Origin of the sequence: Streptomyces sp. 147326 (assembly GCF_045000215.1) — a bacterium.
GTDB lineage: Bacteria > Actinomycetota > Actinomycetes > Streptomycetales > Streptomycetaceae > Streptomyces.
The window spans coordinates 7,642,781-7,659,002 of record NZ_CP134201.1; the positions used below are offsets into that span (position 1 = coordinate 7,642,781).

14 protein-coding genes and 1 pseudogene are annotated in these 16,222 nt (G+C 74.8%); 10 read left to right on the forward strand and 5 right to left on the reverse strand.

Annotated elements, in window-relative coordinates:
- Positions 1-80 precede the first annotated feature (80 nt).
- From RIU97_RS34975 to RIU97_RS34985, 3 genes are all read left to right on the forward strand, one after another.
- Positions 81-662 (forward strand): GNAT family N-acetyltransferase, encoded by a 582-nt coding sequence (locus RIU97_RS34975; protein ID WP_404961502.1) that lies wholly within the window; start codon positions 81-83, stop codon positions 660-662.
- Positions 663-901: 239 nt separating this feature from the next.
- The gene (locus RIU97_RS34980) at positions 902-2,038 is read left to right on the forward strand and encodes a nitric oxide synthase oxygenase (protein WP_404961503.1); all 1,137 of its coding nucleotides are present in this window, start codon (positions 902-904) and stop codon (positions 2,036-2,038) included.
- Positions 2,039-2,093: 55 nt separating this feature from the next.
- On the forward strand, positions 2,094-3,158 hold the full coding sequence (locus tag RIU97_RS34985; protein ID WP_404961504.1) for a lactonase family protein: 1,065 nt from the start codon (positions 2,094-2,096) through the stop codon (positions 3,156-3,158).
- 144 nt (positions 3,159-3,302) lie between these two features.
- Here RIU97_RS34985 and RIU97_RS34990 read toward each other — a convergent pair whose 3' ends face one another.
- Positions 3,303-4,217 (reverse strand): sirohydrochlorin chelatase, encoded by a 915-nt coding sequence (locus RIU97_RS34990; protein WP_404961505.1) that lies wholly within the window; start codon positions 4,215-4,217, stop codon positions 3,303-3,305.
- A gap of 153 nt (positions 4,218-4,370) precedes the next feature.
- On the opposite strand from RIU97_RS34990, the gene RIU97_RS34995 reads away from it, so the two are divergent.
- The 4 genes and pseudogenes from RIU97_RS34995 to RIU97_RS35010 form a co-directional block, all read left to right on the forward strand.
- Entirely contained in the window at positions 4,371-5,048 is a 678-nt protein-coding gene (locus RIU97_RS34995; RefSeq protein WP_404961506.1) for a uracil-DNA glycosylase, read from the forward strand.
- Between the two features lie 118 nt (positions 5,049-5,166).
- The gene (locus tag RIU97_RS35000) at positions 5,167-6,768 is read left to right on the forward strand and encodes an SDR family oxidoreductase (RefSeq protein ID WP_404961507.1); all 1,602 of its coding nucleotides are present in this window, start codon (positions 5,167-5,169) and stop codon (positions 6,766-6,768) included.
- Between the two features lie 77 nt (positions 6,769-6,845).
- Positions 6,846-8,216 carry a cryptochrome/photolyase family protein gene (locus tag RIU97_RS35005; RefSeq protein WP_404961509.1) on the forward strand — a complete coding sequence of 457 codons (1,371 nt, stop codon included), beginning with the start codon at positions 6,846-6,848 and terminating at the stop codon, positions 8,214-8,216.
- Positions 8,217-8,349: 133 nt separating this feature from the next.
- A pseudogene (locus RIU97_RS35010) lies at positions 8,350-8,940 on the forward strand (sigma-70 family RNA polymerase sigma factor); the annotation flags it as partial.
- Here RIU97_RS35010 and RIU97_RS35015 read toward each other — a convergent pair.
- Positions 8,935-9,996, reverse strand: a complete 1,062-nt coding sequence (locus RIU97_RS35015) for a MerR family transcriptional regulator (RefSeq protein ID WP_404961510.1) — start codon at positions 9,994-9,996, stop codon at positions 8,935-8,937. The pseudogene RIU97_RS35010 and the gene RIU97_RS35015 overlap by 6 nt on opposite strands.
- Positions 9,997-10,035: 39 nt before the next feature.
- A complete protein-coding gene (locus RIU97_RS35020; RefSeq protein WP_404961511.1) occupies positions 10,036-11,127 on the reverse strand; it encodes a WD40/YVTN/BNR-like repeat-containing protein in 1,092 nt (363 codons plus the stop codon).
- Between the two features lie 232 nt (positions 11,128-11,359).
- Between RIU97_RS35020 and RIU97_RS35025 the strand changes: the two genes are divergently transcribed.
- The 3 genes from RIU97_RS35025 (at position 11,360) to RIU97_RS35035 (ending at position 14,417) form a co-directional block, all read left to right on the forward strand.
- Positions 11,360-12,748: a wax ester/triacylglycerol synthase family O-acyltransferase gene (locus RIU97_RS35025; protein ID WP_404961512.1), complete on the forward strand. Its 1,389-nt coding sequence runs from the start codon at positions 11,360-11,362 to the stop codon at positions 12,746-12,748.
- 78 nt (positions 12,749-12,826) lie between these two features.
- Positions 12,827-13,936 carry an NADH:flavin oxidoreductase/NADH oxidase gene (locus RIU97_RS35030; protein WP_404961513.1) on the forward strand — a complete coding sequence of 370 codons (1,110 nt, stop codon included), beginning with the start codon at positions 12,827-12,829 and terminating at the stop codon, positions 13,934-13,936.
- A gap of 136 nt (positions 13,937-14,072) precedes the next feature.
- A complete protein-coding gene (locus RIU97_RS35035) occupies positions 14,073-14,417 on the forward strand; it encodes an ArsR/SmtB family transcription factor (protein ID WP_404961514.1) in 345 nt (114 codons plus the stop codon).
- Here the strand turns inward: RIU97_RS35035 and RIU97_RS35040 are convergent.
- Positions 14,414-14,818: a hypothetical protein gene (locus RIU97_RS35040; RefSeq protein ID WP_404961515.1), complete on the reverse strand. Its 405-nt coding sequence runs from the start codon at positions 14,816-14,818 to the stop codon at positions 14,414-14,416. The genes RIU97_RS35035 and RIU97_RS35040 overlap by 4 nt on opposite strands.
- A gap of 29 nt (positions 14,819-14,847) precedes the next feature.
- The gene (locus RIU97_RS35045) at positions 14,848-16,206 is read right to left on the reverse strand and encodes an FAD-dependent oxidoreductase (protein ID WP_404961516.1); all 1,359 of its coding nucleotides are present in this window, start codon (positions 16,204-16,206) and stop codon (positions 14,848-14,850) included.
- Positions 16,207-16,222 lie beyond the last annotated feature (16 nt).

Below are 16,222 nucleotides of genomic sequence, written 5' to 3' on the forward strand. Positions count from 1 at the left end.
GTCACGAACCAGCAAATATACTCTCTCGCATCCCTCGGCAGCGAATTCGGCCGGGGGATTTTTTGCGTACGGTGGATCTCATGACCACCGCACACGGCTCCGCCGACGGAATCGTCTACCGCCTCGCCCGCCCCGAGGACGCGGGTGCCATCGAGGCCCTGGACGGTTCCTTCACCACCGCCACGGTCTTCGAGGTGACCGCCTCCGACGACGGCTTCGGCTTCCGGGTCCGCGAGGTCCCGGTGGACCCGCCCGTGCACAAGGTGTTCCCGCCCGAGGAGCACGACGAGCAGGGCTTCGGCGGCGGGGCGGGCCAGGATGCCGACGCGCGCACCTACGTGGCCCTGGACGCCGGCGAGGTGTGCGGCTTCGCGGCCGTCGGCTACGCCGCGTGGAACCGGCGCCTCACGATCGAGGACATCGAGGTCGCGCCCGGCCGCCGCGGCCGCGGCATCGGCCGCGCCCTCATGGAGTGCGCGGCGGAGTACGCCCGCGAACGCGGCGCGGAGCACCTGTGGTTGGAGGTCAGTTCGGTCAACACCCCGGCCGTGCACGCCTACCGGCGCATGGGATTCGGCTTCTGCGGCCTCGACACTGCGCTGTACGGCGGTACGCCCGCAGCCGGCGAGCAGGCGCTCTACATGAGCCGCCCCTGCCGCTAGACCCGCCCGCGTGCGCGGGCGGCCCGGCGCACGCACGGCCAACTCCCGCGCCTGCGCCGGATCGTACGCCCCTACGCCCCCTGCCCGCAGGCCGATCGCCGAAGATCACTCAGAGGAGTGTTCCGGCCGCTCCTGCCGCCCACCGCTGACCTGCGGCATGTACAACGGGTAATTGTTCATTGCACATTCATCCGGCACGTACAGGGTGGATCTGGTCGGACAGGGGGTAATCGCCCGGAATGGAAATTCTTCAACAACGCTCCACCACCGCTCAGGTGTGGGACGCGGCCGAGGAGTTCATCCGACTCTTCCACCGGGAGACCAAGGGCGCAGGCGATCCGCGCGCCCGGCTCGCCGCCGTCAGGGCCGAACTGGCCGGGACCGGCACCTACATGCACACCCCCGAGGAACTGGCCCACGGGGCGCGCGTGGCCTGGCGCAACAGCAACCGCTGCATAGGCAGGCTCTACTGGAACTCGCTGCGGGTCCGCGACCGTCGCGGGCTCACCGACGCCGACGACATCGCCGCGGAGTGCTTCGACCACCTGCGCGAGGCGACCAACGGCGGCAGGATCAGACCCACCATCACGGTCTTCGCCCCGGACGCCCCGGGCCGTCCCGGCCCGGTGATCTGGAGCGAGCAGCTCATCAGGTACGCCGGCTACGGCGACCACCCCTCCGTCACCGTCGGTGACGCCCGCAACGCCCCGCTCACCGAGGCCCTGCTCCAGCTCGGCTGGCCGGGCGGCTCCGGCAGCCCCTTCGACCTCCTCCCGCTGGTGGTCCAGGGCGTCGACGACAAACCCCGCTGGTTCGACACCCCCGCGGACGCCGTCCTGGAGGTGCCGATCGGCCACCCCGACGGCGACGGCTGGGCGGACTGGGGGCTGCGCTGGCACGCCGTGCCCGCCATCTCCAACATGTGCCTGGAGATCGGCGGCATCCACTACCCGGCCGCGCCCTTCAACGGCTGGTACATGGGCACCGAGATCGGCGCGCGCAACCTCGCCGACACCGACCGGTACAACCTCCTGCCGGCCGTCGCCCGCCGCCTCGGCCTGGACACCTCCAGCGACCGTTCGCTCTGGAAGGACCGCGCGCTCGTCGAGCTCAACCGGGCGGTCCTGCACTCCTTCGACCGCGCCGGCGTCGCCATCGCCGACCACCACTCCGAGTCCCGGCGGTTCCTTTCCCACATGGAGCGGGAGGAGCGCAAGGGGCGCGAGGTGGGCGCGGACTGGTCCTGGATCGTGCCGCCGATCTCCGGCTCGGCCACCCCGGTCTTCCACCGCACCTACGAGGACAGCCCGAGCAGTACGGCGTACGTCCACCACCCCGGCGCGCAGGAACGGGCCCAAGGACGAGATTTGGTCTAGACCTTCTGTTACCGTCGGCTCCGAACGGATCCGAGAGCGGTGAGAGGGGCCTCGCGTGGGCGGCGCTGACAGTACGGACCATGGCGGCGAACACCGGGCCTACATCGGCTCGTTCACCTCGGGGGGCGGTCGCGGTGTCACCACCGCGGCCGTGGATCCGGTGACCGGAGCGCTGACCACGCTCTCGGTCGCCGCCTCGGAGGACCCCTCGTACCTCACCCTCGCCCGGGACACCGGCGTGCTCTACGCGGTGAACGAGACCGAAGGGGGCGCGGTGAGCGCCTTCCGGCCGACCGCCGACGGCCTCGTCCCGCTCGGCGCGGCCGTCCGCGTCGGCGGCTCCGGCCCGACCCACCTCAGCGTGAGCGCGGGCCGGCTGCTCACCGCCAACTACACCTCCGGCAGCGTCAGCAGCCTCCCGCTCGCCGCCGACGGCAGTCCGGCAGGGCCCGCCCACGTCCTCCCGCACGAGGGCCGCGGCCCCGACCCCGACCGCCAGGAGCGCCCGCACGCCCATCAGGTGCTGCCCGACCCGACCGGCCGCTGGGTGCTCAGCGTGGACCTCGGCACCGACTCGGTGCGGGTCTGCGCGCCGGACCCGGCCACCGGCGCGCTGGGGGTGCACTCGGAGACGGCGTTGCGCGCCGGGTCCGGCCCCCGCCACCTGGCCTTCCATCCGGAGGGTGCCGCAGTCTACGTCCTGCACGAGCTGGAGCCGCAGCTGACCGTCTGCCGCTGGAACGGGGCGTCCGGGCAACTGGAACCGGTCCGTGAGGTTCCGGTCGCTTCCACGGGCGTCGCAGGGGCCGTACGGGCCTACCCCTCGGCGATCGTCGTCTCGCCCGACGGGCGGTTCGTCTGGGTGGCGGTCCGGGGCGCCGACTCCATCGCCACGCTCTCCCTCGCCGACGGCCCCGAGGAGCCGCGGCTCACCGGGGCCGTGGACTGCGGCGGCGAGTGGCCGCGCGATCTCGCCGTCGACGCCCCGGGGCGCCGGCTCTACGCGGCCAACGAGCGCTCGGGCGACGTCACCTGGTTCGACGTGGACCCGCTGACCGGGCGGCCGCACCGGGCCGGCTCGGTGGCCGTGCCCGCGGCCACCTGCGTGGTCCTCGGCTGACCCGCGTACGGACGTACGGGGCGTGCGCACGGGCGCGCGTACGGGACTCGCGCCCCGGGCATCCGTACGCGGCCACGGAGAAGGCCCCTGGCGAGCCCTGGAAACCAGGGCCGGCGGGGGCCTTCTCCGTCACGGACGGGCGGTTCAGTGGGCAGCGGCGCCCTGGCTGATCCCGAGGGCCGCGGAGTACTGGGCGACGGCCAGCTTGCCGAGCGCCGGGTAGGCCCCGAGCACCTCGGCGGTGGCGCAGTCGGCCTCCTTGCAGGCGGTGTCCAGCAGCCCCTCGGCCGCCTCCGGGCCGATCAGGTACGGGGCGAGCGCGAGCTGCGTGGAGCCCTCGCCGCGCAGCTGCTCGGCGACGGCGGCCACCGAGCCCTCCTGGTCCAGCGCGGCCGCCTTGACGGGCACGGCGAGCCGGGCGGCGAGCAGCATGCCCGTGATGCCGGCGGCCTGCACGGCCTCCTCGCCACCGGTGGTGGCCAGGACGATGCCGTCGGCGGCGGTGGTCACGGTGAAGAGCCGGGCGCGGTCGGCGCGGGCCAGGCCCGCCTCGGACAGCCGCACGTGCAGGCCCTCGGCGAGCAGCGGGTGCGGGCCGAGCACGTCGGCCAGCTCGGCGGCGGCCGAGGAGTCCATCAGCGCCTGGCGGACCCGGCGGAGCAGGTCTCCGTCCGGACCGGCCAGCAGGGGCACGACCACGGCGTCCGGGCCGGTCGGCGCGGGCACCTCGTGGCCGGCGGCGCGGGCGAACTCCGCGCGCGCGGCACGCTCGGTCGCGACGGCGGTCAGCACGCCGGAAAGGGACGGGAACTCGGAGGCGTCGTCACCGTCGAGGAAGCCGATGCGGGCGTCGAGGCCCGGCAGCTCGGAGCGGCCGATGCTGATGATCTCTTCCGCGAGCCCTCGCGAGGCGGACGAGGGGGCACCGGGCACGGCGAGCACCAGCGCGGGCGCGCCCTCGGGCGCCGCCGCGGGCTCGGGCCGGCGGTGCCGTCCGGTCTGGCGGGGTCGCGGCATTCGTACGGGCAGGCCATTTGCGGGCCCAGTGGGGGAGCTCATGGCGCCGCATGCTACTGGCTTATCGGAACAAGGTGTTCGGGCAGGGCCTTCTCCGGCGGCATCTGTCCGCATTTATCCGATGAAGAGCAGATACCGTCAACTCACCGACGGTAGGCGCCCGGCCACCCGGTTGGACCAGTAGAGTGACACGGCGTGGCACCACGACCCTTGAATGAACTCGTTGAAGCAGGCTGGGCGAAGGCTCTGGAACCTGTGTCCGGACAGATCGCCGCCATGGGGAACTTCCTGCGCGGCGAGATCGCCGCGGGCCGGACGTACCTGCCGGCCGGCGCGAACGTACTGCGCGCCTTCCAGCAGCCGTTCGACGACGTCCGCGTCCTGATCGTCGGACAGGACCCCTACCCCACACCGGGGATGGCCATCGGCCTGAGCTTCGCCGTCGCGCCGGAGGTGCGCAGGCTGCCGGGCAGTCTGGAGAACATCTTCCGCGAGATGAACTCCGACCTCGGACTGGCGAGGCCGTCCAACGGGGACCTCACCCCGTGGACCCGGCAGGGGGTGCTGCTGCTCAACCGGGCCCTGACCACGGCCCCCGGCAAGCCGGCCGCGCACCGCGGCAAGGGCTGGGAAGAGGTGACCGAGCAGGCGATCCGGGCACTCGTCGCGCGGGGCAAGCCGTTGGTGTCGATCCTGTGGGGCCGCGACGCGCGCAACCTGCGGCCACTGCTCGGGGACCTGCCGGCGCTCGAGTCGGCGCACCCCTCGCCGATGTCGGCGGACCGCGGCTTCTTCGGCTCGCGCCCGTTCAGCCGGGCCAACGACCTGCTGGCGCGCCAGGGGACCCAGCAGGTCGACTGGCGACTGCCCTAGGGCCCGTCTCCGGTCGTGTCCGCATCCGTTCCCGCGGTGAAAGGGGAAGGATGGGCGAACGGGAGCGTCCGGCGTCCGCCGGCCGCGCTCCCGGTACGGAACGAACGGAGCACAGCCCGTGAGCACGCATCCCCGGAACCCGACCCCGCCCGCGACCCCGGCCCCGGCCACCGGACTGCACTGCCTGGTCACCGGCGCGGGCGGCTACATCGGCGGCCGGCTCGTCCCCGAGCTGCTCGACGCCGGCCACCGCGTGCGCTGCCTGGCCCGCACCCCCGCCCACCTCAGGGACCACCCGTGGGCCGGACGGGCCGAGGTGGTCCGCGGCGACGTCACCGACGCGGCGAGCCTGCGTCCCGCCCTGCGGGACGTAGACGTGGCCTACTACCTGGTGCACTCCCTGGAAGCCGGGCGCGAGTTCGAGGAGACCGACCGGCTCGCGGCCACCACCTTCGCCGCCGAGGCCCGCGCCGCCGGCGTAGGCCGCATCGTCTACCTCGGCGGCCTCACCCCGCGCGACGTGCCCGAAGGCGAACTCTCCCCGCACCTGCGCTCCCGGGCCGAGGTGGGCCGGATCCTGCTCGGCTCCGGGGTGCCCACGACCGTACTGCGCGCGGCCGTCGTCATCGGCTCCGGATCGGCCTCGTTCGAGATGCTCCGCTACCTCACCGAACGGCTCCCCGTGATGGTGACGCCGAGCTGGGTCGGCACCCGCGTCCAGCCCATCGCCGTACGGGACGTGCTGCGCTACCTCGTCGGCAGCGCGCGGATGCCGCGCGACGTCAGCCGGGTCTTCGACATCGGCGGTCCCGACCTCCTCACCTACCGGGACATGATGCTCCGCTACGCGGAGGTCGCCGGACTGCCCCGGCGGCTCATCCTGCCCGTCCCCATGCTCACCCCGCGCCTGTCCAGCCACTGGATCGGCCTGGTCACGCCCGTGCCCGCCGCCCTCGCGCGCCCGCTCGCCGAATCACTGAAGTACGAGGTCGTCTGCGCGGAACACGACATCCGGCAGTACGTGCCCGACGGGCCGGGGACGCCCGTCCCCTTCGACCGCGCGCTCGCGCTCGCCCTGGAACGGGTCAAGGAGGCCCGCGTCACGACCCGCTGGTCCAACGCCTCGCTGCCCGGCGCCCCGAGCGACCCGCTGCCCACCGACCCCGACTGGGCGGGCGGCAGCCTCTACACCGACGAGCGCGAGCAGGCCGTCCCGGCGACCCCGCAGCAGCTGTGGCGGGTCATCGAGGGGGTGGGCGGCAAGAACGGCTGGTACTCCTTCCCGCTGGCCTGGGCGGTACGGGGCCAGCTCGACCGGCTCGTCGGCGGGGTGGGGCTGCGCCGGGGCCGGCGCGACGCCGAACGACTCCGGGTCGGTGACACGCTCGACTTCTGGCGGGTCGAGGAGATCGAGCGGGGACGCCTCCTGCGGCTGCGCGCGGAGATGCGGCTCCCCGGACTCGCCTGGCTGGAAATGCGCGTCGACCGCGATGCCGCGGGCGGCACGCTCTACCGCCAGCGGGCCCTCTTCCACCCGCGCGGCCTGGCGGGACAGCTGTACTGGTGGAGCGTGGCGCCGTTCCACGCCATCGTCTTCGGCGGCATGGCGCGAAACATCGCACGAACGGCCGAGAGGACGGCGGAGGAACCCACCGAGGAGGCGGCCGGGAGCACGGCGGGGCCGATGGTGCATCCGGGAGGCGGCGGCGGACAGAAGTGAGGGCGGCAAGTCCGCACGCAGCCCACCCGCCGCCGCCGCGCGCGCCCGCCGGGTGGCCGATCGCCGGGAGTGGCGCCATGAACTCCGTCGTCCTTTTCACCTCCGACCTCCGCCTTCACGACCACCCGCCCCTGCGCGCCGCCCTGGCGGCGGCGCACGACGTCGTGCCGCTGTTCGTCCGGGATCCCGCCGTCGACCGGGCGGGGTTCGCCGCGCCCAACCGGCTGGCCTTCCTCGCCGACTGCCTGGCCGACCTCGACGCGGGCCTGCGCGACCGCGGCGGGCGGCTCGTCCTGCGCACCGGGGACCCCGTAGCCGAGGTCCACGCCGTGGCGCGGCAGGCCGATGCGGACGAGGTGCACATGGCGGCCGGCTGCTCCCGCTTCGCCCGCGACCGCGAGGCACGGCTGCGGCGCGCCCTGGAGTCCGACGGCCGCCGCCTCTACGTGCACGACGGGGTGACCACCGCCGTGCCGCCCGGCGCCGTCACCCCGCAGGGATCCGACCACTTCGCCGTCTTCACCCCGTACTTCAGGCGGTGGGCCGCCGAGCAGCCGCGCACGCCGCTCGCCGCCCCCCGGGCCGTCCGGGTGGTCCGCGGGATGCGCTCCGAGGAACTGCCCGGGCGGCCCTCCGCGGCGGACGTGTCGGAGGGCCTCCCCACGGGCGGGGAGCGGGAGGGCCGCCGTCGGCTCGGTGCCTGGCTGTCCCGGTTCGCCGACACCTACGAGGAGCGCCACGACGACCTCGCCGGCGATGCCACCTCCCACCTGTCCGCGTACCTCCACTTCGGCGCCGTATCGGCCACCGAGGCCGTCCACCGGGCGCGGGCCCGCGGCGGCTCGGGTGCGACCGCCTTCGTACGGCAGCTGTGCTGGCGGGACTTCCACTACCAGGTGCTCGCCGCCCGGCCGGAGACGGCCGTCGCCGACTACCGGCCCCGGCAGGACCACTGGCGGCGGGGCGCCGAGGCGGAGGCGGACCTCCGCGCCTGGCGCGAGGGGCGCACCGGCTACCCGGTGGTGGACGCCGCCATGCGGCAACTCGCCCACGAGGGCTGGATGCACAACCGGGGACGCCTGATCGCCGCCTCCTTCCTCACGAAGACGCTGTACGTCGACTGGCGCGAGGGCGCCCGCCACTTCCTGGACCTCCTCGTGGACGGCGACGTCGCGAACAACCAGCTCAACTGGCAGTGGGTGGCCGGGACGGGGACCGACACGCGGCCCAACCGGGTCCTCAATCCCGTCCTCCAGGGCCGGAGGTACGACCCCCACGGGGCCTACGTCCGCCGCTGGGTCCCCGAGCTCGCAGGCCTGCCCGCCGGGACGATCCACGAGCCGTGGAAGCTCACCGGCCCGGAACGGGACGCCTGCGACTACCCCGACCCGATCGTCGCTCTCGCCGACGGCCTGGCCCGCTTCCGCCACGCCCGGGGCCGTGACTGAGCCTGCCCGCGGGCCGCGTCGGCGCGCAGGACGACGCACGAACGATGCGAGTTGAAGCGCCTCGTGGCCGCGCCGGAGCCTGAGGGGGCGGGAGCGGCCGAGCTCCCGGCAGCGGCGAGGAGGCGGAGTCGTCATGAGCGCAGCACCCGGCACGACCGACGTGCTCCGGGCCGGGGCCCCGGGCGCGTTCCAGGACGCGCTCCCGGACGAGGAGATCGGCCGCGGGATCGGGCGGGGCGACGCGGAGTGCTTCGCCCTGGCCCACCGGCGCTGGGGCAGCCTCGTGCACCACCTGGCCGCCCGCACGCTGGGCGACGTCAGGGAGGCCGAGGACGTCACCCAGCAGGTGTTCCTCGCGGCGTGGTGCGGCCGCGCCGGGTACAACCCCGCACGCGGGCCCGTCCCCGCCTGGCTGGTCGGCATCACCCGCCGGAAGGTCGCCGACGCGCTCACCGCCCGGACGCGCCGGCTCGACCTGGCCGTCGCGGCCGGGGCGGCCCTGTCACCGGACGCCGCGGCGCCCGACGGGTGCGAGCGCGTCCTCGACCGTCTCCGCGTCACCCGTGAGCTCGCGCGCCTTCCGCGTGTCCAGCGCGAGGTACTGGCCCTCGCCTTCTACGCCGACCTGACCCAGGTCCAGATCGCCCGCCGTACCGGTCTGCCCCTGGGCACGGTCAAGAGCCATGCCCGGCGCGGACTCCAGCGGCTGCGCCGGGCCCTAGGGGGCTCCGTAGAGCCGGGAGATGAGGTCGAGCGCCTCCCGCAGCCCACCGGGGCGCAGCGCGCCGGGTCCGGGGGCGCGGCCAGCCCAGCCCGGGCCGGCGAGCAGCATCACGGGGTGCGTCCGCGCCCCCTTGACCCCGAAGATGCTCGCGGCGACGTGCCGGGCGAGCGCGTGGTCGGCGGTGGAGCGGGCCTGGGACCAGAGGACGACGGCGGCCGGTCCCGTGCGCCGTACGGCGGCGTCCAGCGCCTCGGCGGGGACGGCCGCGCCGAACATCCGGGCCGGCAGGCCGCGTTCGCCGAGCCCCGCCGTCAGCGCCTCCAGGGGCAGGGTGTGCTGCTCGGCGGGGACGCAGGCCAGCAGCACCGGGGGAGTGGCGGTCCGGCGTTGCGCGGCGGCGGGCGCCACCCGCCGGAGGGCGGTGGAGACGTGCCAGGACAGCAGGTGCTCCACCTCGACGTAACGGTCGCCGGAGGACTGCCACTTGCGCCCCACCGCGTGCAGGGTCGGCACCATCACCTCCTCCCAGACGGTGACCAGCCCGTGGCCCGCCATCAGGTCGCCGAGCAGCGCGTCCAGGGCCGGGCCGTCGAGGCGTACGGCGGCGCGGGCCAGCCCCCGGCTCTCCCGGAGCACGTCCCGCTCGCCCCGCTCGCCCCGCTCGCCCCGCTCGCCCCGCTCGCCCCGATCGCCCCGATCGTTCCGGACGTCCCGCTCGTCGCCGGGGTGCGAGGGCCCGTCGGCCGGCCCCGGCGGCCGGGGTGGCCCGGGCCGTCCCACCGGACGGTCCGCCCCGGGTCGGCGGTCCGCGAGCGCGCCGGAGCGCCCGCCCCGCGCAGCCCGCGCGGCCTCGGCGGGCGGCACCCCGGAGGCGGTGAGCCGGCACATCTCCTCCAGCATGGCGATGTCCGCGGGGGTCCAGCGGCGGTGCCGCCCGCCCTCGTGCGCGGCGGGACCGATGCCGTACCGCTGGTCCCAGGACCGCAGGGTGGTCGGGGACACGCCCAGGTGACGCGCCACCGCCCCCGTGGTGATGCCGTGCGTGGTCTCGGACATGCCCTCACCGTACGACGCACGAACGATGCGGGTTCACCGTCACCCGCCGATGGTCGCCGCCCGCACGCACAGTACGTCCGGCAGGTGCTCGGCCAGCAGCTGCCAGCTCTCGCCGTCGTCGTGGCTGGCGTACAGCTCGCCGTTGCGGTTGCCGAAGTAGATGCCCGCGGGGTCCGCGTCGTCCGTGCACAGCGCGTCCCGCAGGACCGTGCCGTAGTGGTCCCCGGAGGGCAGCCCCTCCGAGAGCGGCTCCCAGCTGGCGCCCGCGTCCCGGGTGCGGAAGACCCGGCACCGGTGCCCGGCCGGGACGCGGTCGGAGTCGGCGTTGAGCGGGAAGACGTAGGCGGTGTCCGGCCGGTGCGGATGGGCGGCCACCGCGAAGCCGAAGTCGGAGGGGAGCCCGCCGCCGATGTCGGTCCACCGGGACCCCGCGTCGTCGCTGCGGTAGACGCCCCAGTGGTTCTGCAGGTACAGCCGGTCCGTGTCCCCGGCGTCCTGGGCGATCTTGTGCACGCACTGGCCGAACTCGGGGTGGGGATCCGGCAGGAACACCGCCGAGACCCCCTCGTTGGACGGTTCCCAGCTGGCTCCGCCGTCCTTGGTCCGGAACACCCCGGCGGTGGAGACGGCCACGGTCACCGCGTCCCGGTCGCCGGGATCGGTGATCACCGTGTGCAGACCCTCACCGCCGCCGCCCGGGACCCACTTGCCGCGGCTCGGGTGCTCCCACAGCGGGCGGACCAGCTCGAAGGACTCGCCGCGGTCCGTCGAGCGGAACAGCGCGGCCGGCTCCGTCCCCGCGTACACCACGTCGGGGGCCTCGGGCCCGGCCGGCTGCAGCTGCCAGACCCGCTCCAGGGAGGCTCCCGTGTCCTGGGGGAACTTCACGGCCGCCGCGGCGGGCTCGTGCCAGGTGGCGCCCAGGTCGTCCGAGCTGAAGACGGACGGCCCCCAGTGCGTGCTGTCGCCGCCGACCAGCAGCCGGGGGGCCGGCCCCCGCCGGTCGACGGCGACCGCGTAGACGGCCTGGGCGTTGAAATGCGGCCCGTCGAACTCCCACGGTCCGTCCCCTCGGCGACGGCCGATGAAGAGTCCCTTCCGGGTTCCCACGAGCAGCAGTACATCGGGCATGGCCGGTACCTCCGGACCTCGTCGTCCTTGCGGGGCGTTCCTCGTGAAGCGTCTTTCCGGCCAGTCTGCACCCACCCTCTGACAGCGGCCCGGCGGACGGCACCGGGCTGCTGAGCAGCCGATCGATACCGATCATTTACCCTCCGTAAATCGTTGCTACTTGAACGTAGGCGTTCGGAATGGATTGACTTCAGGCCACAGCACTTCTGCCGTCGTACGCGAGAGGACCTTCGTGGCCACCGAGCACTTGTCGCCGCTCGACCTCGCCTTCTGGCGGATCGAATCCGCCGCCCACCCCATGCACCTCGGCGCCCTCGCCGTCTTCCGCGCCGGCGGACCCGGCGCCGGGCCCGCCGCCGGACCCGGGACCGCGTCCGGAGCCACCTCCGGGGCCGCGTCCGGGACCGCGTCCGGGACCGCCGAGCGCGCCGCCGCACTGCTCGCCGCCCGCTGCGCCTCCGTTCCGGGCCTGCGCCGCCGGATCCGCGACGTGCTGCTGCCGGTCGGCGCGGCCGCCTGGTCGCCGGACCCCGGTTTCGACCCGGCGCGGCACGTCTTCCTCGTCCGTACCGACGAGGCGGACCCGCAGGCCGCCGCCGGCCCGCTGATGGCCCGGCCGCTGGACCGGGAACTGCCGCCCTGGGAGGCCCACGTGCTGGCCGGGCCGGACCCGGAGTCCTTCGCGGTGCTCTTCAAGTTCCACCACGCCCTCGCCGACGGCCTCGGCGCGCTGGCCCTGGCGGCCGCGCTCTTCGACGAGGGGCCGGCCCTGCGGACCTCCGCGCGCCCGGTCCCCGAGCAGCGGGCCGGCTCCGTCCTGCGCCGGCTCCCCGGGACCCTGGCCGCCCGGGTCCAGGACGTCGGTCAGGCCCTGGAGATCGGCGCCGCCGTGGCCCGCTCCGGGCTGCCGCTGGGCGTGCCCGCGGCCCTCACCGCGGACCCGGCCGGCAAGGGGACCCGGGCCGTCGCGGGTCTCGCCCTCGACCTGGACGAGGTCAACCTGGTCCGCAAAGCCGCCGGTGGCACCGTCAACGACGTGCTCATCTGCGTGGTCGCGGGGGCGCTGCGGCGCTGGCTGGAGGAGCGGGGCGATCCCGCGCCGACCGGACCGGGCCCCCGTGCGCTGATCCCCGTGTCCCGCCGGGGCAGAGCCGGGTCCGGCGGCGGGAACCGGCTCTCCGGCTACCTGCTGCGGCTGCCGCTGGCCGAGCGCGACCCGCTGCTGCGCCTGGACCGGATCCGGGCGGCGATGGACCGCAACAAGGACGCCGGACCCGCCCGGGGCGCCGGGGCCGTCGCCCTGCTCGCCGACCACGTCCACCCGCTGGGCCACCGGCTCGGAGGCCCCCTCGTCGCCCAGGCCGCCCGGCTGCTCTTCGACATCCTGGTGACCAGCGTCCCGCTGCCCGGACTCACCTTCACCCTCGGCGGCAGCCGGGTCCGCGAGGTCTACCCGCTCGCCCCGCTGGCCCGGGGTCAGTCACTGGCCGTCGCGGTGTCCACGTACAAGGGAACCGTCCACTACGGCCTGGTCGCCGACGCGGGGGCCGTCCCCGACCTGGACGCCCTGGCGGGGGCGCTGCGCGCGGAGCTCGACGCACTTGTACGAGAGGTCTCGTAGTACGAGGAAATTCGTAGTACGGTGAGTCTCGAACTTAGCCGCCGATCCCCGGCGCGCCCGGTGACATCTGGAGCCCTGATGAGTGCTGCCCCCGCGGACCCCGCTGCCTTCGCCGCCCTGTTCACCCCCTACACCCTTCGCTCGGTCACGGTCCCGAACCGCGTGTGGATGGCGGCGATGTGCCAGTACAGCGCCGAGGCGTTCGGCCCGAACGCGGGCGTGGCGCACGACTGGCACTTCGCGCACTACGCCGCCCGCGCCGTCGGCGGCACCGGCCTGATCATCCAGGAGGCCACCGCCGTCTCCCCGGAAGGCCGGATCACCCCCTACGACCTCGGCATCTGGAACGACACCCAGGTCGAGGCGCTGCGCCGGATCACCTCCTTCCTCAAGGCCCAGGGGACCGTCCCCGGCATCCAGATCGCCCATGCCGGCCGCAAGGCCTCGACCGACCGCACCTGGAAGGGCGGCGGCCCGGTCGGACCCGAGGCGCACGGCTGGCAGCCCGTCGCCCCGAGCGCCGTCCCCTTCGCCGAGGGCGGCCACGTACCGCACGAGCTGACGGTCGACGAGATCGCCGGGATCACCCGCCAGTTCGCGGCCGCCACCGAGCGCGCGCTCGCGGCGGGCTACGAGGTCGTCGAGATCCACGGCGCACACGGCTACCTCATCGGGGAGTTCCTCTCCCCGCACAGCAACAGGCGCACCGACTCCTACGGCGGTTCCTTCGAGAACCGGACCCGCTTCGCCCTCGAAGTCGTGGACGCCGTACGGGCGGTGTGGCCCGAGGAGCTCCCGCTGCTCTTCCGGATCTCCGCCACCGACTGGCTGGAGGAGGACGGCTGGACCGCCGACGAGACGGTGCTCCTGGCCCGGCTGCTCCAAGAGCACGGCGTGGACCTCCTCGACGTCTCCACCGGCGGCCTCGCCCCCGGGGTGTCGATCCCCGTCGGCCCGGGCTACCAGGTGCCCTTCGCCGCCCGGGTCAAGGAGGAGACCACCCTCCCCGTGGCCGCCGTCGGCCTGATCACCGAACCGGAGCAGGCCGAGAAGATCCTCGCCAACGGGGAGGCCGACGCGGTCCTGCTCGCCCGGGAGCTGCTGCGCGACCCGTACTGGGCCCGCCGCGCGGCCGCCGAGCTGGGCGCGGAGATCCGTACGCCCGAGCAGTACCACCGCTCCTGGTGACCGGTGCGGCTCCGGCGCCCCGGCCGGCCCCGGAGCCGCACCTCCCGGTTCCGTCGATCTCCACGGGACCCCCGACTCCTTCGACGGCTCTCGTACGATGGGGGCCCGCAGCAAACCGAGTGAGTGGAGCAGGGACATGACGGAACGGGACGCCGGCCGCACCCTCGCCCACCCCGAAGCGGCCGAGATCCGGCTGGAGGGCGTACTGCACGCGCTCTCCGACCCGGTCCGGCTGTCCATCGTCCGGGATCTGGCCGCCTCGGCCGCGGACCTGGCCTGCTCGTACTTCGACCTGCCGGTCACCAAGTCCACGACCACCCACCACTTCCGCGTGCTGCGGGAGAGCGGAGTCGTACGCCAGACCTACCGCGGCACCACCAAGCTGAACGCCCTGCGCCGCGACGACCTGGAGGCCCTCTACCCCGGCCTCCTCGACAGCGTCCTCACGGCGGCCGAGGCCGAGGCGGCGCGCCTCGCCTAGGCCGATGCGTCCCAGCGGTGGAGCAGCTCGCCGTCCGGGCCGAAGACGTCCATGCGGTAGCCGTGGGGCAGCGTGACGCCCTCGCTGAGCGTCAGGTACGCGGTGACGGACGCCGCCTGCCGCTTGAACCGGGCGTCGTCCGTGTCCGGGTTGTGGGTGCGGACGACGATCAGGGGCGATGCCCCGTCCGGCCCGGGCACCTGCTCGATGCCGTACACGTCGGCGTCTCCGCCCGCCTGCCGGTACCGCTCGGCGAGGGCCGCCGCGTCCGGGGGAGCGGCCGTGCTCGTCACGGTGGGGCCCGGTGCGGGTGCGGCCCGGCCGGGGCCCTCGTCCGAACACCCCGACAGCACGGCGCAGGCCGCCACGGTCACCGCAAGTACCAGATTTCTTCCGCGCATCACCGCAGCACTCTAATGCGCGACATCCCCTACGCCAGCCCCGCGGCGCCCAACAGCCCGGGCCAGTCCGGGATCTTGACGGAGCGGCGGCCCAGGGAACGGCCCAGATCGGCCTCGGCCGTTTCGATGGCCTGCCAGCCCGGCCACTCCACCGGGTGCAGGCCCGCTGCCCGCAGGGCGTCCAGCGGGTCCCCGGTCAGCTCGCGCCGGGCCAGCACCGCCGCGTCCTGGAGCAGTGAGGACGCGGTCTCCTTGGCGCACGGTCGGTTCGTGCCGATCACCCCGGTCGGGCCGCGCTTGATCCAGCCCGCCACGTACTCGCCGACCGAGGCCCGGCCCGCACGGATCACCCGGCCCGCCGCGTGCGGGACCGTCCCCCTCTCGGGATCGAACGGCAGCCCGGCCAGCGGGACGCCCTTGTACCCCACCGAACGCAGCACCAACTGCGCCTCGATGTCCTCGTGGACCCCCGTCCCGGTCACCCCGCCGCGCCCGTCCGGGGCGGTCCGCTCGAAGCGCATGCCCGTGACCCGCCCGTCGGGCCCGCCGAGGATCTCCACCGGACGCAGGTAGAACCGCAGGGCGATGCGGCGCGGCTGCGCGCCGGGATCCGCCTCCGCCCAGCCGCGCAGCACCTCCAGGTTCCGCCGCGCCACCGCCGGCAGCGCGGCGGCCGCGCCCGGATCGGCGTACATGGGGTCGAGCGCCAGCTCGGCGCGGTCCGCGAGCGTGTCCACCCCCGGCAGGGTGCCCAGTTCGCGCAGTTCCTTGGTGGTGAACTTGCCCTGCGAGGGCCCGCGCCGGGCCACCATCGCCACCCTGCGCACCCCGCTGTCCGCGAGCGCGCCGAGCGCCGGCTGCGGCATGTCCGTCGGCGCCAGTTCCGCCGTGCCACGGGCCAGGATCCGGGTCACGTCCACCGCGACGTTGCCCGCCCCGACGACCACCGCCGACTCCACCCCCGGCAGGTCGAAGACCTCGCCGAGGGCGTCGGGGTGGCCGCTGTACCAGGACACGAAGGCCGTCGCGGAGTGCACCCCGGCGAGCTCCTCGCCGGGGATCCCCAGCAGCCGGTCCCGCGCCGCGCCCACGCAGTACACCACCGCGTGGTACAGCTCCAGGAGCCGCGCCGTGGACAGCTCCGGCCCGCCGACCTGGACGTTCCCGAGGAATCGGATCCGCTCGTCCTCCAGCACGGTGCGCAGGCTGCCCTGCAGCGACTTGATCTTCTCGTGGTCCGGGGCGACCCCGTACCGCACGAGCCCGTACGGGGCGGGCAGCCGGTCCAGTACGTCGACCCGCATCCCGGGCACCTCGCGCTGCTGGACCAGCGTCTGGGCCGCGTACACCCCGCTGGGGCCCGATCCGACGACGGCGACACGAAGCACGGCGGAGCTCCTCCCG